17 protein-coding genes and 1 pseudogene are annotated in these 17,638 nt (G+C 66.7%); 10 read left to right on the top strand and 8 right to left on the bottom strand.

Annotated features, from left to right (window positions below):
• Positions 1 to 90: 90 nt before the first annotated feature.
• The 3 genes from GGR04_RS06395 to GGR04_RS06405 form a co-directional block, all read right to left on the bottom strand.
• Positions 91 to 1,188 (bottom strand): tetratricopeptide repeat protein, encoded by a 1,098-nt coding sequence (locus tag GGR04_RS06395; protein ID WP_183198920.1) that lies wholly within the window; start codon positions 1,186 to 1,188, stop codon positions 91 to 93.
• A gap of 3 nt (positions 1,189 to 1,191) precedes the next feature.
• Entirely contained in the window at positions 1,192 to 1,851 is a 660-nt protein-coding gene (locus GGR04_RS06400; protein ID WP_183198921.1) for a thiamine phosphate synthase, read from the bottom strand.
• Between the two features lie 378 nt (positions 1,852 to 2,229).
• Positions 2,230 to 2,403, bottom strand: a complete 174-nt coding sequence (locus tag GGR04_RS06405; RefSeq protein ID WP_183198922.1) for a YdcH family protein — start codon at positions 2,401 to 2,403, stop codon at positions 2,230 to 2,232.
• A gap of 309 nt (positions 2,404 to 2,712) precedes the next feature.
• Here GGR04_RS06405 and GGR04_RS06410 point away from each other — a divergent pair, with 309 nt between their 5' ends.
• The 5 genes from GGR04_RS06410 (at position 2,713) to GGR04_RS06430 (ending at position 5,772) form a co-directional block, all read left to right on the top strand.
• Complete coding sequence (locus GGR04_RS06410) at positions 2,713 to 2,916, top strand: YdcH family protein (RefSeq protein WP_062206540.1); 204 nt, start codon at positions 2,713 to 2,715, stop codon at positions 2,914 to 2,916.
• Complete coding sequence (purE, locus tag GGR04_RS06415; RefSeq protein WP_183198923.1) at positions 2,916 to 3,428, top strand: 5-(carboxyamino)imidazole ribonucleotide mutase; 513 nt, start codon at positions 2,916 to 2,918, stop codon at positions 3,426 to 3,428. The genes GGR04_RS06410 and purE overlap by 1 nt, the downstream gene beginning before the upstream one ends.
• A gap of 82 nt (positions 3,429 to 3,510) precedes the next feature.
• Entirely contained in the window at positions 3,511 to 4,620 is a 1,110-nt protein-coding gene (locus GGR04_RS06420; protein ID WP_183198924.1) for a 5-(carboxyamino)imidazole ribonucleotide synthase, read from the top strand.
• A 217-nt stretch (positions 4,621 to 4,837) separates the two neighbouring features.
• Positions 4,838 to 4,963: a type B 50S ribosomal protein L36 gene (gene ykgO / locus GGR04_RS06425; RefSeq protein ID WP_183198925.1), complete on the top strand. Its 126-nt coding sequence runs from the start codon at positions 4,838 to 4,840 to the stop codon at positions 4,961 to 4,963.
• 77 nt (positions 4,964 to 5,040) lie between these two features.
• Complete coding sequence (locus GGR04_RS06430; protein WP_210291633.1) at positions 5,041 to 5,772, top strand: tetratricopeptide repeat protein; 732 nt, start codon at positions 5,041 to 5,043, stop codon at positions 5,770 to 5,772.
• A 96-nt stretch (positions 5,773 to 5,868) separates the two neighbouring features.
• On the opposite strand, the gene pyk is transcribed toward GGR04_RS06430, so the two are convergent.
• Together pyk and GGR04_RS06440 are read right to left on the bottom strand one after the other, a co-directional pair.
• Complete coding sequence (gene pyk, locus GGR04_RS06435; protein WP_183198926.1) at positions 5,869 to 7,305, bottom strand: pyruvate kinase; 1,437 nt, start codon at positions 7,303 to 7,305, stop codon at positions 5,869 to 5,871.
• On the bottom strand, positions 7,302 to 7,793 hold the full coding sequence (locus GGR04_RS06440; RefSeq protein WP_246392681.1) for a DUF1036 domain-containing protein: 492 nt from the start codon (positions 7,791 to 7,793) through the stop codon (positions 7,302 to 7,304). The genes pyk and GGR04_RS06440 overlap by 4 nt, the downstream gene beginning before the upstream one ends.
• A gap of 208 nt (positions 7,794 to 8,001) precedes the next feature.
• Between GGR04_RS06440 and GGR04_RS06445 the strand changes: the two genes are divergently transcribed.
• The 3 genes and pseudogenes from GGR04_RS06445 (at position 8,002) to GGR04_RS06455 (ending at position 9,063) form a co-directional block, all read left to right on the top strand.
• A complete protein-coding gene (locus GGR04_RS06445) occupies positions 8,002 to 8,313 on the top strand; it encodes a DUF1244 domain-containing protein (RefSeq protein ID WP_246392682.1) in 312 nt (103 codons plus the stop codon).
• A 247-nt stretch (positions 8,314 to 8,560) separates the two neighbouring features.
• Positions 8,561 to 8,713 (top strand): annotated as a pseudogene (locus tag GGR04_RS06450) (GapR family DNA-binding domain-containing protein); the annotation flags it as partial.
• Between the two features lie 86 nt (positions 8,714 to 8,799).
• On the top strand, positions 8,800 to 9,063 hold the full coding sequence (locus GGR04_RS06455) for a DUF2312 domain-containing protein (RefSeq protein ID WP_183198928.1): 264 nt from the start codon (positions 8,800 to 8,802) through the stop codon (positions 9,061 to 9,063).
• Between the two features lie 8 nt (positions 9,064 to 9,071).
• Here GGR04_RS06455 and GGR04_RS06460 read toward each other — a convergent pair whose 3' ends face one another.
• From GGR04_RS06460 to GGR04_RS06470, 3 genes are all read right to left on the bottom strand, one after another.
• Positions 9,072 to 9,416, bottom strand: a complete 345-nt coding sequence (locus GGR04_RS06460) for a hypothetical protein (RefSeq protein WP_183198929.1) — start codon at positions 9,414 to 9,416, stop codon at positions 9,072 to 9,074.
• A 452-nt stretch (positions 9,417 to 9,868) separates the two neighbouring features.
• Entirely contained in the window at positions 9,869 to 13,291 is a 3,423-nt protein-coding gene (locus GGR04_RS06465; protein WP_183198930.1) for a VPA1269 family protein, read from the bottom strand.
• Positions 13,281 to 14,789 carry a site-specific integrase gene (locus tag GGR04_RS06470; RefSeq protein WP_183198931.1) on the bottom strand — a complete coding sequence of 503 codons (1,509 nt, stop codon included), beginning with the start codon at positions 14,787 to 14,789 and terminating at the stop codon, positions 13,281 to 13,283. The genes GGR04_RS06465 and GGR04_RS06470 overlap by 11 nt, the downstream gene beginning before the upstream one ends.
• A 643-nt stretch (positions 14,790 to 15,432) precedes the next feature.
• On the opposite strand from GGR04_RS06470, the gene GGR04_RS06475 reads away from it, so the two are divergent.
• Both GGR04_RS06475 and GGR04_RS06480 read left to right on the top strand, forming a co-directional pair.
• Entirely contained in the window at positions 15,433 to 16,194 is a 762-nt protein-coding gene (locus GGR04_RS06475; RefSeq protein ID WP_210291685.1) for an ImuA family protein, read from the top strand.
• Entirely contained in the window at positions 16,109 to 17,629 is a 1,521-nt protein-coding gene (locus GGR04_RS06480) for a Y-family DNA polymerase (RefSeq protein WP_183198932.1), read from the top strand. Before GGR04_RS06475 ends, GGR04_RS06480 begins: the two co-directional genes overlap by 86 nt.
• The last annotated feature ends 9 nt before the right edge of the window (positions 17,630 to 17,638 follow it).

Here is a 17,638-nt window from a genome sequence, read left to right on the forward strand (position 1 = left end):
GGGGGAACCGGACCGCCGCGCGGCCGGAGCGCGGGGAAAACCACAAAAACCCCGCCGATTCAAGTCTTCGCCCCGCGAGGGCGCCCCGCCTCAGCCGGCGCGGAACCGGTTGGCCGCCTCCAGCGCCGCCTTCTGCTCGGCCTCGGGCAGCGCGCGGAACCAGCCGTCGAGCACGGTGTCGGAATTCGACGCCCGCCGGGCCAGCACGATCCACTTGCCGGCCTCCGAGCGATCGGCTGGGACGCCGACGCCGTCCTTGTAGAGATGGGCGACGCGGTTGACGGCGATCGGATTGCCGCGCTCCGCCGCGCCCTTCAGCCAGCGGAAGCCCTCCGCGGGCACTGCGGCGCCGCCGCGACCGTTGATCAGCCAGATGCCGAGCTCGATCTGCGCGGTGTCGTGGCCGGCGCGCGCCGCTTCGCTCAGCCAGCGCCGGGCCTCCGCGTCGTCGGGCTTCTCCATGCCCTTGCCGTAGGCATAGAGCTGGGAGAGCGCGTATTCGGCGTCGGGTACGCCGCCGTCCGCGGCCTTGCGGAAATAGCCGAGCGCCTCGGCAAAGCCGCCGGTGGGCGCGGACTGGATGAGCATCTGCCCGTAGTTGAAGGCGGCCAGCGGATTGCCCTGGTCGGCGGCGGACTTCATCAGGTCGCGCGCGGCGGCGTCGTCGTTCTTCACCACGCGCCCGTCGATGAGGAGCAGCGCGTAGCGGAACTGCGCCTCGGCCATGCCGGACTTGGCGGCGATGGCGTACCAGCGCGCCGATTCCGTCTCGTCGCGGGGCACGCCGAGGCCGCGCCCGTAGATCTCGCCGAGAAGCGTCTGCGCGGCGGGGTCGCCGAGATTGGCGAGCGGCTCGGCGAGGCGCATGGCCGAAAGGTAGTAGCCGCGCTGGAAGGCGCCGTAGGCCTGCGCGATCGGCGTCTCGCCCGCGGCCGCCGCCTCGTCGGGCAGCGTCGCCGCGCCCATCGGCGTCGGCAGGAGCGGAGAGGCGGGCGCCGGGGCGGCGGCGGGCGCCGTCGCGGGTGGCGCGGCGGCATCGGGCACGAGAGGCTCTGCCGGGAGCGCTCCACCCGGTGCGGCAGGCACGAGCAGCGAGGGCGGAGCGGCGGTCTCCTGCGCCGCGGCGGCGCCTGCCGTGGCAAGGGCGACGAGAAGGGCGAGACCCGCGCGGGAAGCCGGACGCCGCATGGCTCAGGCCGCCTCGCCCTGGCGCACCGCGTCGAACAGCCGGTTGGCCTCGCGCACGCGCGCAGCCACCCCCGAAGGCTCGCCGAACACGGCGGCCGACAGGAGGATGAACTCGGCGCGCGTCTCGATCGCCAGCGGCAGCGCGGCAAGATCGGCGCCGCCCTGCACGATGCAGGGGATCTCGACGATCGCGGCCCACCATTCGGCGAGTTCGAGATTGCGGCGCAGCGGCTCGGCATCGTTGTCGGCGCCCAGCTTTCCGAACATCAGATAGTCCGGCATCGTCTCGCCGGCTTCCAGCGCCTCGTGGCGCGTGTTGAAGCCCGAGCCCCCGACGATGAGCTTGGGAGCCAGCCGGCCCACCGCCTCGCGCAGCGCCGCGATGCCGCCGGCCGAGGTGTGGAAGCCGTCGGCCCGGGAGCGGCCGGCGCAGCGCGTGTCCTCGGCGACGATCGCCGCCGCCCCCGCCTCCTGCACGATCGGCACGATCCCTTCCGCGAAATCCTGGAAGGCCGCGTCCGGGCGGCCGGCGGGATCGACGATCACGGTGGCGACGTCGCCGGCCCCCAGCGCCGCGCGCAGCATCGAGACGCCCGCCTCGCCGTCGGGCAGGAGGGTCGTCGCCAGAACGAGGCGCGGGCGGATGGGGATGTCGTCGGTCATCGCGGGAACGTCGTGTCCTCGAAGAGGGAATGGGCTCTGCAGGCCGCCGCCGCCAGGGCGACGACGTCGCTGATCGCGCGGGGGCCCCGGCCTAACGCCCGAATGCGGCGACACTACAGAAAGCGCACCGCCCGCGAAAGCGCCGAGACCGTGGGAAGAGCCGCGGCGCGGGGTGGATCGGCGACCCGCGGTAACGTGACGGCGTGACGGCGTGACGGCGTGACGGCGTGACGGCGTGACGGCGTGACGGCGTGACGGCGTGACGGCGTGACGGCGTGACGGCGTGACGAGGAAGGGAGCCTTGCAGCCGACAAGTAAAGGGAGCGCGGCCCGATGGACCGCGCTCCCGCTTCCTCGCTCTGGCGAAATCGTGGCCGGTCAGTCGGCCGAGGCGCGCAGGCGCTCGATCTCATCCTTCAGCTGCAGCTTGCGCCGCTTCAACTCCCGCAGTTCCGCATCGCTCATGGCAGGCTTGGTGTGGGCCGACTCGATCTCGTCGTCCAGCGCGGAATGACGCTGCTCCAAGGTCGAAAGATGGGCATCCAAGGACATTCTTGAGCTCCTCTGATTGCTTCCCGTCCACCGGTCCCGGTCGATCGAAACCGCCGTGGACCGGGTGAACGTGTCACATAAGCTTTGCACTGTCGAACGAGGATCAAGAGCCGGGTTTCGATTTTTCGCGCGGGCTGATAACGAAGGTGGGATGACGACGCCGCCGGCGGATCCCGTCACGCCCGCCGCCCCGGCGCTCCGCATCGCGCGGAAGAAACGGGGCCCGTTCGGGCGATGGGATCGCCACGCGGCGGCGCTGGCGGCGCCAGGCCGTCGAGAGCCGGGTGTGCAGTGTTCGAGGGAAACTTGGTGGCGGATCAGGAACAGGCCGAACTCAGACTGCAACTCGCGCGGCTGCGCCAGGAACACACGGATTTCGATGCGGCGATCAACGCGATGGAGACCACCGGCTGCGACCGGCTGCAGATCCAGCGCATGAAGAAGAAGAAGCTCTTCATCAAGGATCGCCTGCAGGATCTCGAGGATCAGGTCATTCCGGACTGGAGCGCCTGATGCCCGGGGCCGTCGCCGCACCCGTCGCGGTCGTCATGGGCAGCCAGTCGGACTGGCCGACCATGCGCAACGCCGCCGAGACGCTGGACGCGCTCGGCATCGCCTACGAGGCGCGGATCGTCTCGGCTCATCGCACGCCCGACCGCATGGTCGCCTTCGCCAAGGGCGCGCGCGCCGCAGGCGTGCAGATCGTGATCGCGGGGGCCGGGGGCGCGGCGCACCTGCCGGGCATGATCGCCGCGATGACGCCGCTGCCGGTGTTCGGCGTGCCCATCGAGAGCCGCGCGCTTTCGGGCCAGGACAGCCTCCTCTCCATCGTGCAGATGCCCGCCGGCATTCCCGTGGGGACCCTCGCGATCGGCCGGGCCGGCGCGGTGAACGCGGCGCTGCTCGCCGCCGGCGTGCTGGCGCTGAGCGATGCCGCGCTCGCCGAGCGGCTCGACGCCTATCGCGCGCGCCAGAGCGACGCGGTGGCCGAGCATCCCGTCGACGAGGACGCCGCGCCGCATTGAGCCTCCCCCCCCGGGGTCGCGCCGGTGCGCGCGATCCCGCCCGCCTGCCCGCCTGCCCGATCGCTCCAGACCGCGAGCCGCCATGTCCGCCTCCCCCGCCTCGTCCGATGCCGGCGCCCCGCTTCCCTTCGGCTCGACGATCGGCATGATCGGCGGCGGCCAGCTCGCCCGCATGATGGGCGCGGCCGCTGCACGGCTGGGCTACCGGATGCTGGTGCTCGATCCCGACGCCGCCTGCCCGGCGGCGCAGGCCGCCAACGGCCAGATCGTGGCGCGCTACGACGACGTCGCGGCGCTTCGCCAACTCGCCGAGCGTTCGGACGTGGTGACCTACGAGTTCGAGAACGTGCCGGTCGGCCCGCTGCGCACGATCGAGGGCCGCGTGCCCATCCGCCCGCCTGCGGTGGCGCTGGAGGTGGCGCAGGACCGTGTGGTCGAGAAGGCTTTCCTCAACGGCATCGGCATTCCCACCGCCGAATGGCGGGCGGTGGACGACCCGCAGGAGCTCGACCACGCGCTCTTGCAGCTCGGCGGCGACTGCATCCTCAAGACGCGGCGCCTCGGCTACGACGGCAAGGGCCAGGCCGTGCTGCGCCAGGGCAGTCCGCATGGCGACGCCTTCGCCAGTCTCGGCGCCGTACCCTCGATCCTCGAGAAGAAGGTCGCCTTCACGCGCGAGATCTCGGTGATCGCCGCGCGCGGCGCGGACGGCGCGCTGGCAAGCTTCGATCCGGCCGAGAACGTCCACAGCCTCGGCATTCTCAAGCGCTCCACCGTGCCGGCCGCGGTCTCCTCCGTCGTGGCCGCCCAGGCCGCCGAGGTGGCATCCCGGATCCTCGATCATCTCGGCTATGTCGGCGTCATCGGCGTCGAGTTCTTCGTGCGCGCCGACGACACGCTGCTCGTCAACGAGATCGCGCCGCGAGTGCACAATTCCGGGCACTGGACCGAGGCCGCCTGCCTCGTGTCGCAGTTCGAGCAGCACGTGCGCGCCGTCGTCGGCCTGCCGCTCGGCCTCGCCGCACGCCATGCCGACTGCGTGATGGAGAACCTCATCGGCGCGCAGGTCGAGCGCGCCGGCGCGCTCGCCGCCGAGCCCGCCACCATGCTGACGCTCTATGGCAAGGCGGAGGCCCGCCCCGGCCGCAAGATGGGCCATTTCACCCGGCTGACGGCGCGCGGCGACGCCTGAGATGACGACGCCCCGGGCTTGCCCGGAGCCTGCGGAGGACGGGCAGCCGCACCCCGGACGAGGCGATCCGTCACGTCCTCGCCTCTCGCATGGTTGACATCCGACCCCCTCCCCGGCTATCGGACACCCCAGGCAGACGCGCCAGCGATGGCGCGTTTTTCATTGTGCGGCGGAACGGGCTCCTTCCGATCGTCGCCCCCACCGACGGTCGAAACCCATGAAGATCAAGAACTCGCTGAAGTCCCTCAAGGGCCGCCACCGCGCCAACCGCCTGGTTCGCCGCAAGGGCCGCGTCTACATCATCAACAAGGTGGCGCCGCGCTACAAGGCGCGCCAGGGCTGAGCCCGCCGCGCGGGATCGCTTCCCGCCGCACGACGATTTGCATTTGACGGCGCGCACGGACGGACTAACCTCCTCCGATGCGCGCTTTGTCTTGTGTCCTCCTCGCCAGCTCCCTTCTCGTCGGCGGCACCGCCCTCGCCCCGGCGCAGGACGTTCCCTCGCCCGAAATCGGCCGGGCGCAGGATGCGCCGCCGCCGGGCGCGCCGACCCTTCCGAACGGTCCCGAGGCGGCTTCGCCCGCCGAGCCCGGTTCCCCGGCGATCGCCCCGCCAGCCTTGCCGCCGGCATTGCCCGTCCCCACCGATCCCGCACGCCCCGCCGCCAGCCGCGCGGAGCGGCTCGACACGCTCTTCGCCGAGTTGAAGCGGGAAGCCGACCCCGACAAGGCCGGCGTGATCGCCGCGCGCATCCAGGCCGAATGGCTCGACAGCGGCAGTGCCACGATAGACCTCCTGATGGGCCGGGCTGCGCAGGCCGCCTCCCGCAAGGACATGGCCGCCGCGCTCGATCTTCTCGACCAGACCATCGTGCTCGCCCCCGACTACGCCGAAGGCTGGAACCGACGGGCCACGCTCCAGTACGGCGCCGACCGCTTCGACCTGTCGATCGCCGACGTCGAGGCGACGCTGAAGCGCGAGCCCCGGCATTTCGGCGCGCTGGCGGGCCTCGCCACCATGTACGAGGAACTCGGCCGCCGCCGTGAGGCGCTGGCGACCTACGAGCGCGCGCTGGCGATCTACCCGGCGCTCAAGGCCGCACAGGATTCGGTGATCAAGCTCGCCGACGAGTTGGCGGGCGAGCGGGCCTGAGGGCGTTGCACGGCTCGCCTTCGCCGGCGCTCGCCTCCACGAAAAAGGCCCGCACAAAGCGGGCCTTTTTTGTCTCGTTCGCCGATCGTCCCGAGATCAGGCCGCGTGCAGGCCGTCGGCGCCGATATAGGCGATGCGGATCATGTTGGTGGCGCCGGGAGTGCGCAGCGGCACGCCGGCGGTGATGATGATGCGGTCGCCTGCCTTGGCGTAGCCCTGCTGCACTGCGAGGCGGCAGGCCTTGTCGACCATGTCCTCCATGTCGGTGGCGTCCTCGGTGACGACGCAGTGGAGGCCCCAGGCGAGACTAAGCCGCCGCGCCGTCGCCTCGATCGGCGAGAGCGCCAGCACCGGGATCTGCGGGCGCTCGCGCGCGGTGCGAAGGCCCGTGGCGCCGGTGGCCGTGTAGGTGACGATCGCCGCGACGTTCAGCGTCTCGGCGATCTGGCGCGCGGCGAGCGACACGGCGTCGGCGCCGGTCGCCTCGGCGGCGGGGCGCTGGGCGAAGATGATGCCGGGATAGAGCGTGTCCTTCTCCACCTCGACGGCGATGCGGTTCATCGTCGAGACCGCTTCCACCGGATAGTCGCCGGCGGCCGACTCGGCCGAGAGCATCACCGCGTCGGCGCCCTCGAACACGGCGATCGAGACGTCCGAGACCTCGGCGCGGGTCGGCACCGGGGCGGAAATCATCGATTCCAGCATCTGCGTGGCCACCACCACGGGCTTGCCGGCCTTGCGCGCGGCGCGTGTCATCCGCTTCTGGATGCCCGGCACCTGCTCGAGCGGCATCTCGACGCCGAGATCGCCGCGCGCCACCATGATGGCGTCCGACAGCTCGATGATCTCGTCGAGCCGCTCCACGGCCTGCGGCTTCTCGATCTTGGAGAGGATGCCGGCCCGACCACGCGCCAGCTTGCGCGCCTCGATCAGGTCTTCCGGGCGCTGGATGAAGGAGAGCGCCAGCCAGTCGACATTGGCCTCGAGCACCGCCTCGAGATCGACGCGGTCCTTGTCGGTCAGCGCGCCGCTGGTGAGGATCGTGTCGGGCAGGCTGACGCCCTTGCGGTCGGAGATCCGGTTGCCGGCCACCACGCGGCAGCGGATGGCGCGCCCGGTGCTGGCCTCGGCCACGAGCTGCAGCTTGCCGTCGTCGATGAGCAGCCGATCGCCCGCCTTCACGGATTCGAGGATCTCGGGATGCGGCAGGTAGACGCGCGTGGCGTTGCCGGGCTCGGGATTGTCGTCGAGCGTGATGATGTCGTCGATGGCGAGATCGACCTTGCCGTCCTCGAACTTGCCGACGCGCAGCTTGGGGCCCTGGAGGTCGGCGAGGATGCCGATCGGGCGGCCGACGGCCTCCTCGACGTTGCGGATGCGGCGCACCAGCTCGCGCATCGAGCCGTGGTCGGTGTGGCTCATGTTGATGCGGAAGACGTCCGCCCCGGCGTCGTGCAGCTTGCGGATCATCTCCTCGCTGGACGAGGCGGGCCCGAGGGTGGCGAGGATCTTGACCCTGCGATTGCGTTTCATGGCTGCTCGTTGCCCCCGCGTGGTGATTCGGTCAGCTGAACCATCCAACTGCCTTGGCCGCCGGTGTCATACTCCCGGAAGCCCATTTTCTGAAATCCTCGGGCGAAGCAGTCCTTCACCCCGACGATGCGGAATTCGTTCTCAGCGATGCACATGTCGATGTCGCCCGCCCAGCGCCCGAGACCCTCGGAATCCTCGGCGTAGAGATAGTAGTAGCGCGAGTGCAGCTCGCCCTCGACCACCGAGCGACAGGTGGTCGCGGGAATGCGCCACCAGCCCTCGCTGACCCAGCCCTCGGCCGTGCGCTGGCCGACGGCGACGCCGACGAGCGTCTGCGTGCCGTTGCAGACGCGAAAGTCGGCGCGCGCGGCCGTGGCCGTGAGCGGGGCGGCCACGGCGCCGAGGCCGAGGGCCAACAGCCAAGCGGCCAGCGTGGACGAGAGCGGCGCGCGGAGGCGCGCGGCGATCGGGCGGAAGGGCTGGAGCATCCTCGACAAAATTCCCTGGCACACGGATGGTTCGCGCGACGCGTTTCCTTGGCATAGCCGGGAATAGCGTCAACGCAAGGATGGCCTCGCTGTGGCCGGACACTTTTTTGGGGCGCAGCGCGCCGCCGCTTGCGGGCCCGGCGCCTGCGCCCGATATCGCGGGAACGGAGCCGGGCGTCCCGCAGCGGCCGAGCCAGGGAGCGGACCGATGGCGGACCCGACCGACCAGAGCATGACCACCGAGATGGAGGCCGCGGTGTTCCGTCGCCTGCGCGACCATCTGAACGCGCGCGGCGACGTGCAGAACATCGACATGATGAATCTGGCCGGCTTCTGCCGGAACTGCCTCGCCAACTGGTATCGCGACGCCGCGCTCGAGGCCGGCGGCGCGATGACCAAGGACGAGGCGCGCGAGATCGTCTACGGCATGCCCTACGAGGAATGGCGCGAGCGCCACCAGGTCGAGGCGAGCCCGGCCGCGCTCGGGGCCTTCGAGGCGAACCGGCCGCGCGAGTCCTGAGCCCGACGGAGCGTGGCGAAGGCCCGGCCCGCCGATGCGTGAGCGAGGATGGGGCGACCCGTTGGCTTGGGGTCGCATCGGCGCGCCGCCTCGGGTAAACCTTGCGGTAACCATTTCGCGGCATCGAAGAGAGCCCGCGCGCCCACCGGGACGACGGCTTGCGGGCCCGAAGAGATCGCAAGCCCCACCGGCGTCACGCCCCCACAGACGGACGCCGTCCCGCCCGTCGCATCATCAGGCTCAAGCCATGTCCCAGACCGCCGAGAATGCCGCCGAGACCAACGTCGCCGCCGACGAGCTGCGCTCCTTCGTGGAGCGCGTCGAGCGCCTGGAGGAGGAGAAGAAGACGATCTCCGACGACATCAAGGACGTCTACGGCGAGGCGAAGTCCCGGGGCTTCTAGGCCCCCCCAGAAAACCGATTCAGCCCTGCATCAGCAAATAGTTAGGTGGACGCCATCTACGCGTCACATCGAGAGGCAAGACCATGTCCCAGACGGTTGAGAATACGGCGGAGACCAACGTAGCCGCCGACGAGCTGCGTTCCTTCATCGAGCGCATCGAGCGTCTCGAGGAGGAGAAGAAGCAGATAACTGACGATGTGAAGGATGTGTACGGGGAAGCTAAATCCCGAGGCTACGATACAAAGGTGCTCCGTAAGGTCGTTTCACTGCGCAAGCAGGACGCCAACGAGCGTGCCGAAATGGACGCGATTCTGGATCTCTACCTTCAGGCCCTCGGCATGGTCTGAACGGTTGATCAGACAACCTGATCATCGTCCCCAGCAAGAGCTAGCAGAAGTTCGAACTCACGCTTGCGGATCAGTTCTGACTCCGGCGGCGCCACCATCATCAGTCGGCCCGACACGTACATAAGACCGAACTCGCGCATCTCCACTGGGTCCCGCAGGCGCGCGAGTAGTTGCCGCAAGCGCACCCGGTCGGATGGATCCATCGTCGACGACTGTGGCAGGGTCGCTTTTTCGCTCGCGCCTTCCACCAGCGCGTCGACGTCGATGGCCGGCATTGTCCTCAATGATGCCCGAAGGAGGTCTAACTTGCGCTTCGCCTCCAATCCTTCTTCAATCTTCTCCCGGACGGCCATCTGATCCTCGAAAGGCAGCTCCGCGAGCGAACGCTCGTAGCTCGCTTTCCGCTTCGCTGGCAGGTGTGGGCCTCGAGACACGGTCTCCTCCGCCAGTCTAGCACGGACGTACCCTCTCAGCCCTTCGTCCTGTCTGATGAACGGGGCGGTAGGACCTGTCCATATCCCGGTCCCCGAAGTCTCGCGAAGGCGAAGTCGTACGTACGCCTCAATAAGAGACGGGTTCAGGCGTAGTGGCTGACGGCTGAATTGTATGGCACGGACCGGATCGAGCCGTTTTGCCAACTTGAGGGCCTCGCCAGACAGGATGGCGTCGCACGCCATCCGCAGTCGTTCCAGCGTGCCTAACCGCACTTCGGGCCTCGGAGTCCTGCGCGCCTCCTCTACAAGCCGAGTCATGAGTGCGGTTGCCGTCGAGGGCGGCTCTTTGCCCTCCGCGGTTCGGCCGCCGCTCAAAACACCGACCCTTCCGAACCGTCATCACTCTCGCCTTTAGCTGCGGGCTGACGCCCTTCGAGGATCTGGCCGATCTGTCGAAGGTCGTCTTGGCTCGCGCCTTCCACCAAGAGCTTCTCGACCTGCTCGATGTCCGCGCCTTGGCTGAATAGGAACTCTCCAAGCAAGTCGAGGAGCTCAGCCTCCTTTTCGAGACCGGAGCCGGCAATCATCCCGCGCATCCCGGAGGCGTCTACGATTTTGCGAAGTCCCCCGGACAGCAATTCCGCTGTTCCTGGCGGAACGTCCACAGCCGCGGCTGTCACGATCTTCGCTTCCGACAGAAGACGATGCGCGAGCTCTAATTCATGCATTTCCTCTAGGCGGATCTCGATATCCGCCAGCGAAGCCTCCGTTCCGGCCAAGACGAGAGTTCGCGCGTCGATGCCCTCACGTGGCTCTTGCAACATAGCGACACACTTTGCGATGAGTTCGCTCTCCGCCTGCATCTCTGCGAGAATGGCTGCACGGAACTCTACGTTCTTCCGGGTTACGCTCCTCAAATGAGCAACCGGCTTGTCTTCGTCCTCGAGCTCCCGGATCTGCCGATTTACTTCGCGGTCTCGGTTGCTGGAGATCTGGTACTCCATCGACAAAGCGTTGTAGCGGAAGACCAAACCACTCAGAAAGCGAGGGCCGGACAGGCGGAAGCGGCAGCCCGCGCCGCATGCCCGGTGTCGCCACACGGGACCATACTTCTTCGCAGACAGGCGCTTCCCTCCGGTCTCGCACGACCCGCCGACGCAGACCCCGTGAGCGAAGAAATCCAAGAAGCCGATTTGACTGCCGGCGTACTGCATGACGCGGTCCGCGCCGATACTGTCGTCCTCGCGGACATGCACAGCTTCGGCTGCAAGCTCGGCCAGAGCACCCGGCTCATTGCGTGCGGCTCGCTCGACCACTTCCTTGCGCGCTGCCATGAGGCGCACCATGGCATCGTGCACTTGCTTCGAGGAAATGGCCCGGTAGCGCATGGACATACCGACCGTAGCGTGCCCAAGCGCCTTCTGAATGGTATGATCCTCCTCGTCTGCATCGAACATGGCGGTGGCGGCGGTCACCCGCATCGAGTGCATGTCGAAGTGAGCCAATCCGTTCTCGTCGAGTAGGGGGTAGTGATACCCAAGATGCGTGTCCACCAACGGTTGGCAGTGTTTGAGTAGTGCACGCCAGTAGAACATCACCGAACTCGAAGATGGCGGATAGACCCGCCTTGCGTCGGGCAGGCGAAACAAAGGATAGGTCGCACGTTTTCTGCCCAACGCCAGCCTCTCCATTCCCATCTCCGGGTCCTTAGGGATAATCGGTGACCGCATCGGATTGTATCGCCGCTGAAGCTCGACCATTTCTTGGACAGCGGCAGGAAGATGCGGAGCGATGAACTCGATTTCGTGCTCGCGCAGGATCTTGTCCGTGTTGAAGAACATTCCGAGCGCTGTCTGGCCCTCGCCATGGCCCAGCTTATACAATCGCAGGAACCCTTCCTTCCTTTCGAGCGTCGCATCAGGCGATGTATTGGGAAGTTCGCGAAGGCCGTCGATATCAACGACGAATTCGTCCCGCTCTCCGCTATCCAACCATCTGACGCTCGACAGCCGGGCCGGTGAATGGAGGATGATGTCAACGATTAGGGGCACCGCCGGCCAGAAGACCGTTTTCGCCTTGGTAGCGCCTTCCTCAAGGACGGTGTAGTAATGCTTGCCAGCTTTGCGGCTTCGCGCGAGCGCGTATCCGTCCCGTCGATGCTCGGTGGCAATAATCGACAGAACTGCCAAATCCATCGCCGGACGGTTCGTCCGGGTTCCACGAGGCTCAGCCTTCTCTGTGTCCATTTTGGCATCGAATGGACATGAGCGGAGACCAGAAAACCCATCCCGTATGGCAATACGATTCCAAAGGTTGGCGAGTTGAGAAATCGCACGTCCGTGAACACTCTCCCCGAAAAACTCCCGGTTCTTCGACAGGAAGCCTACGAAAGTCGAAGGCGGAGGGTTCCCTGATCCGTCGTTGACATGCAGAGTTCGAACTACTTCCGACATATCTCGCGGCGCCATGGTTTCCGACAGCGTTAAGAGATAGATTAGCCAAGCGTTACAAACAGTAACCGGGTTAGAAAGGCTTTCAACCCCAAGCAAGGGAAGCGCATCCCGCAGGTAAAATGCCCAGTCCCGTACGTGTTCTGGTATCGAAGTGACTTCAGCTTTGAGACAAGCGGCAGCCTTCTCGGTGTTGCGGTGGCTAGGGTTGACGCACCAGTTGAAAAGATCGACGCCGGACTTGGCAATACGAAGGCCGACTGTGAAGATGGGATGGGTGGGCGTCGCCGCGAAGTCAATGTTGAAGTGCGTCGCCGCTAACTGGTAGACCCGGTTGATGCCGCCGGACATCAGGGCATTCGATGATCCGTATGTTTGCATCCAGCCTTTCATCGCGGCAAGACAGGTGGGGGCGAACTTCGGTTCACACCAAGCGTTGCTAGCAAACGTTGTATAGAGGAACGCTGTAGCGGCGCACCCGTTCGATGTTCCTCGGCCGGCGGCGGACAAGCTAAGAATCTGCTCGGCTAGTGAGCGGTTGTGCGACGGTACGGACAGCATAAGACAGAACGGGATTAGATTTTTGGGATACCGGGCGCGGAGGTACCGTGCAACGCCAATCGGCCAGACCCATACCCCACGCGCGACCAAGTAGTGGGAGAACCAAACAGGCGCGTAGACGATCCCGTTCTTAGCTCCTACTTCTTCAACCGTCTTTTGCCCGGCTGTGGCAAGCAGCGAAGCCTCGGCGGCGTTAGCCAACGCCCCAAGCGCCTCGGCTGGCGCAGCGTGCGACCCCAGAAGGTCGTCCATCATTCGAGTTCCCAAAAGGGCACGCTGATCGGTCTTCAGCACCCATTCAAGGTCATTTTGCTTCTTGGTCACCGAACGGATCACCGCGAGCTGACCTTCGCGGGACAATGCCTCGAGGATGCCTGACAGGCCACCTTGAACCTTCCGCAGCCTCTGACGTTTCTGCCCCTGGACCGTTCGTTCAACGGCGGCCCCGATTTCAACCAGTGCGTCGACTACAACCTGCTCCTTCAGAAAGGCTAAGCGAGGCGGGTTCCTACCTCCTTTCCTGAAGCCGAACAGTTCGTCGGGATCAAAGCCATCGGCAAAGCCGAGGTTCCCCCACCGATCCGTGATCTCGCCGTTCGTCATCGACCACAGCTCGCCAAGCAAGCCCATCGCATGGCGCTGGAACTCACCCCACAGCCGAAGCAATTCAAGGTGGTCGGGCATGCGGATGACGACGACCGTGTCATCCGAAAGGTTGGCGTAAACGCCCGGCTCGGCATCAGCGAAATGGACGTTGCGCTCGTTCCTGAACTCAAGCCGCATGAGATGTTCCGAAAAGCCTGGACAGGGTCTGGTGAACGTCGAGCGCCCGCTTCCCGTAGTCCTCCTGTGATGCGAGGGAGGCGTGGTGCATTATGATCTGGATGTCGGAGTCCTTGAGCCCAAGCTGGTGCTTCGCTGTGGCTTTGTAGAAGTGTCTCATCCAGTGGACGGTCGGCACGCTGCGTCCGACGGTGAGACCCACACGGTCACAGGCTCGTCTGAAGGCTGCCTCGACGTTCTTCATCCGGAGCGCGTCCCCCCTGGTTTCGGGGTCGACGCCGTTGACGAAGAAGTAGGGGTGCCGCAGGTCACTGCCGGCTTCCCGGCGGATGTCGCGGACCCGGCCGACCAGCCGGTGGAATTGCTGGGCTTGGTCGGGGTCGATCCAGTAAACGAAGCCGTCGCCGTGACGCCCTTCGTATGGGATCATTCCTTTCCATCCCGCGTAGAGGCCGTCCTTCTTCGGAAGCAGGGGCCGTGCATCGATCCCGAACCTCCGTTTCAAGTGCGTTTCACGGGTGGGCCCTGTGCGAACGCTGGCCGAAGGGTCGCCGAGGTATCGGGAGTTCGTCGGGTGAGCCAACAGGACAAGTGGGGTCCCGGTCATGTCTGCACTGCCGAAGAACCTGCTCATGTGACCAGGCAAGATGTCCACGTTCCATGCGTTCAGCGCCTCGGATACGCGGATGCCGCCATAGGCCAACAGTAGCCATAGCGCTCGAAACACGGGATTGGGCTCCTGTTCAATAAGCTCGATGACCTGGCTGAGTGTGAGATCCCCTTTGGTCGAGTGGCTCTTCATGCGAAGCGGCGAGCTGAAGGTCGTTGGGAACCTTGGATCGGGTGCCGCCAAATCCCTCAGCCGGGCGCGATATGGCTCGAGATGTACCAAGAAGTCGTCGAGCGGCTCATGCCTGCGGCGCTTCGGAAACGCGAAAGCAGCCGACCTCGCGAGCTGCTCACCCAACCAGGACATCGGCCCTTCGACGCTGCGAGAATAGACTGCGAACTCACGCACGGCGTTGAAGTCCTGCCGTGCCACGTCAAGGCAGACCGGACGCCACAGCGGGAGTGCTTGTGTCTCAACGTCCCGCGCCTGCGCCATTCCCAGCCGGCACGCCAAGAAGTTCTGCACGAGGAGATCGGCCTCGACCGCGTCCCAAAGGCCCCACCCCGCGACCTTGACGCTGTACTCGTAGAGAAGGCCAAGCGCTGCCGCCTTTTGCCGAAGGTCCTTGCGGCCCTTCCCGTCCAACATCCAGACCCACTGTAGGACCTCGCGCACGACGGTGGCCTCGCCATCCACGCCACGAATGAAGAGCAACGGGATGGTTCGCTCTAGCCGGACAGGCACCATCCGGCCGTTCCTGAAAATGCGAACGAGGCGACAGACCTTAACGTCCGCCACGATGAAGGTGCCATAGTCTGGGTGGCATATTGCCCTTTCGTCTTTGACAGTGACGTTGGTCACGTCCTGCGCTTTGGTCGCGCCTTCCATCTTTGATCTAGCCTCCATCGTCCAAAGCTACAGCTCATCCCGCAAATGCCGTGGGTTGCACGCTTTGCGTGCGACATGCCAACGTTTTACGTGATCGAGTTCGAAGCGCCCACCAACCGAACGGTTGATGTTCTAAGCTGCTCCTGTGCCGACGGCAGGCAGCGAAGGCCCTTCAACGTAGGGATTCAATGCCTTTCTTGGACGTTTGAATTCTTTCGAAAAAGGATTCGATCGTTTCGGCAGGCCTACGAATCCTCGCTCGTTGAAACACCTTAAGGTTGTGCTTCTGAAAAATGGTTTAGAGCGCTTTACGTGCCGTACGGCTTGAGTTCGGTCGAGCCGGATCAGAGGCGGACACAAGCGCGGTTGGCTGCACGATGGCATTGGGAATACACCGCGCTGTCACGATAAAGGTTGTTGGTCATGAGGTAGGCAGGCGCCGGAATCTTTCGGAGCCCCCTTTCGATCGAACTTCGTCAAACTCGCCGCCGTGTGCACTAGAATGGAGTGTTTGCAGGTCGGTGCACTAAGAGGACTGGGGACAGCCAAACGGCAATCGTTGACTCAGGGCTCGTCATCGAACAAAGCAGGAACATATTCTCCCGGTGAGTCTCGTTTGGGATCGGGTTCCTGTCGTGCCGTCATGATGCAAAAGCCAACCGACCCAGCGCTTGCCGACCTGCGCGAGCGCGTCCGCCGCCTCGAGGGCGTCGCGTCGCGTGACCGCAAGACCCTTCCGTTCGGGCTCGCGCCGATCGACGAACGGCTCCCCGGCGGCGGGTTGGCGGTCGGCGCCCTGCACGAAGTGGCTGGCGGCGGGAACGGTGCGGTGGACGGGGCAGCCGCGGCCCTGTTCACCGCCGGGATCGCGGCGCGGACCAAGGGCAAGATCCTGTGGTGCGTCACCCGTCAGGACCTGTTCGCGCCCGCCATCGCCCAAGCGGGCCTCGCGCCCGGCCGCGTCATCTACGTCGAGGCCGGTGACGAGAAGGCCCTGCTCGCCTGCTTCGAGGACGGCCTTCGCCATGGTGGGCTGGGTGCCGTCGTCGCCGAGGTGGCCAAGCTGTCGATGACCTCGTCCCGTCGCCTGCAACTCGCGGCCGAGGGCACGGGCACGATGGCACTCGCGGTGCGCCGATGGCGACGTCAGACCGAAGCCGCCGACTTCGGTCAGCCGACGGCCTCCGTCACGCGATGGCGGGTCTCCGCTGTTCCGTCCCTGCGCCTTCCGGTTCCCGGCGTCGGCCGCGCCCGGTGGCTTCTTGAACTCGTCCGATGCCGGGCCGGCGAATGTGCCGACTTCGAAGTGGAGGCCTGCGATGGCAAGGGTCGTCTCGCTCTACCTGCCGAGGTGGCCGACCGATCGGCTGCGCCGCAAGTCGCCGGGCGCCGCGCCGCCCGCTGACACGCCGCTTGTCCTCGTCGGACGGGACGGCAACCGGCGTGTCGTCGTGGCTGCCGACCGTCTCGCCGAGGCTGCCGGACTGTCGGTCGGCATGCCCGCCACGAAGGCGCAGGCGCTCGTCCCGGGACTGGCGGTGATCGACGCGGATGCTGCGGGCGACGCCGATGCCCTCGAACGTCTTGCCGTCTGGGCGCTGCGCTTCTCGCCGTTGGTGGCCGCTGATCCGCCCGACGGCATCGTCGTCGACACGACGGGCACCGACCATCTGCACGGCGGCGAGGAGGCGTTGCTGCGCTCCCTCGTCGATCGCTTCACCGCATCCGGCATCGAGGCGAGGGCGGCAATCGCCGACACGTGGGGCGCCGCAAATGCGGCCGCCCGACATGCCGGGGCAGCGATGGTGATCGTGGAGCCAGGTCACGCGCGCGAAGCCCTGAGCGGCCTGCGCCTTGCGGCCCTTCGCCTTGAGCCACGCCTTCTGTCCGACCTCCACGTCCTCGGGTTCGCTACGGTCGGTGACGTGGCCGCCCAGCCGCGTGCACCTCTGACCCTGCGCTTCGGCCCGCAACTCGGCCGCCGGCTCGACCAGGCGTTCGGCGTTCTGCCCGAACCCCTCGATCCCGTCCGTTCGCCCGACCTCGTCGAGGTCCGGCGCGTCTTTGGCGAGCCGATCGCGGCGGCCGAGACCATTGCGCGGTATACGGGCAAGCTCGTCGCGGACCTTGTGGCGGCACTGGAGCTGAAGGGCCTTGGTGCTCGGCGTCTCGACCTCCTGATGGAGCGCGTCGACAACGTCCGTCAGGTTATCCGGATCGGCACCAGCCAGCCTGAGCGCGACCTGCGGCGCCTGACGCGGCTACTGACTGCGCGGATCGAGACGATCGATCCCGGCTTCGGGATCGAGGTGATGAGCCTCGCCGCGACGCTAGCCGAGCCGCTCGTTGCCAGCCAGGTCGTCTCGTCGCTGGTCGAGGAGCCGGAGGCCAACGTCTCCGGGCTCATCGACATCCTCGCCAACCGCATCGGTGAACGCCGCCTTTACCGCTTCGCCCCGCAGGCCAGCGACGTGCCCGAGCGTTCGGTGGTGCGGGTGGAGCCGCTGTCGCTCGACGACGGCGCTTCGTGGGTCGATCACTGGCCGCGACCGTCCCGCCTCCTGCCGCGCCCCGAGCCCGTCGAGACGATGGCGCTGCTGCCCGACCATCCGCCCGTCTGGTTCTCCTGGCGCGGCCAGCGCCGGCGCGTGCGCCGGGCGGACGGACCCGAACGCGTGTTCGGCGAGTGGTGGAAGCGCGATGCCGAGCTGGCGACGGTCCGCGACTACTTCCGCGTCGAGGACGACGCCGGCGAGCGGTACTGGATCTTCCGGGCCGGCGACGGCGAGCACCCCGAGACCGGATCGCACCGCTGGTTCCTGCACGGCATCTTCGGATGATGGGGCGCC

Origin of the sequence: Aureimonas pseudogalii (assembly GCF_014196835.1) — a bacterium.
GTDB classification, from domain to species: domain Bacteria; phylum Pseudomonadota; class Alphaproteobacteria; order Rhizobiales; family Rhizobiaceae; genus Aureimonas; species Aureimonas pseudogalii.

Bases quoted from the DNA above. Each gene is read 5' to 3' on its own strand.
- GGR04_RS06430 (WP_210291633.1), top strand. From the start codon at position 5,041: ATGCGCGCTTTGTCTTGTGTCCTCCTCGCCAGCTCCCTTCTCGTCGGC.
- purE (WP_183198923.1), top strand. From the start codon at position 2,916: ATGCCCGGGGCCGTCGCCGCACCCGTCGCGGTCGTCATGGGCAGCCAG.
- GGR04_RS06465 (WP_183198930.1), bottom strand. From the start codon at position 13,291: ATGCGGCTTGAGTTCAGGAACGAGCGCAACGTCCATTTCGCTGATGCC.
- GGR04_RS06460 (WP_183198929.1), bottom strand. From the start codon at position 9,416: ATGGCCGTCCGGGAGAAGATTGAAGAAGGATTGGAGGCGAAGCGCAAG.
- GGR04_RS06475 (WP_210291685.1), top strand. From the start codon at position 15,433: ATGATGCAAAAGCCAACCGACCCAGCGCTTGCCGACCTGCGCGAGCGC.
- GGR04_RS06440 (WP_246392681.1), bottom strand. From the start codon at position 7,793: ATGCTCCAGCCCTTCCGCCCGATCGCCGCGCGCCTCCGCGCGCCGCTC.
- GGR04_RS06395 (WP_183198920.1), bottom strand. From the start codon at position 1,188: ATGCGGCGTCCGGCTTCCCGCGCGGGTCTCGCCCTTCTCGTCGCCCTT.
- GGR04_RS06445 (WP_246392682.1), top strand. From the start codon at position 8,002: ATGGCGGACCCGACCGACCAGAGCATGACCACCGAGATGGAGGCCGCG.
- GGR04_RS06470 (WP_183198931.1), bottom strand. From the start codon at position 14,789: ATGGAAGGCGCGACCAAAGCGCAGGACGTGACCAACGTCACTGTCAAA.
- pyk (WP_183198926.1), bottom strand. From the start codon at position 7,305: ATGAAACGCAATCGCAGGGTCAAGATCCTCGCCACCCTCGGGCCCGCC.
- GGR04_RS06400 (WP_183198921.1), bottom strand. From the start codon at position 1,851: ATGACCGACGACATCCCCATCCGCCCGCGCCTCGTTCTGGCGACGACC.
- GGR04_RS06455 (WP_183198928.1), top strand. From the start codon at position 8,800: ATGTCCCAGACGGTTGAGAATACGGCGGAGACCAACGTAGCCGCCGAC.
- GGR04_RS06405 (WP_183198922.1), bottom strand. From the start codon at position 2,403: ATGTCCTTGGATGCCCATCTTTCGACCTTGGAGCAGCGTCATTCCGCG.
- GGR04_RS06480 (WP_183198932.1), top strand. From the start codon at position 16,109: ATGGCAAGGGTCGTCTCGCTCTACCTGCCGAGGTGGCCGACCGATCGG.
- ykgO (WP_183198925.1), top strand. From the start codon at position 4,838: ATGAAGATCAAGAACTCGCTGAAGTCCCTCAAGGGCCGCCACCGCGCC.
- GGR04_RS06420 (WP_183198924.1), top strand. From the start codon at position 3,511: ATGTCCGCCTCCCCCGCCTCGTCCGATGCCGGCGCCCCGCTTCCCTTC.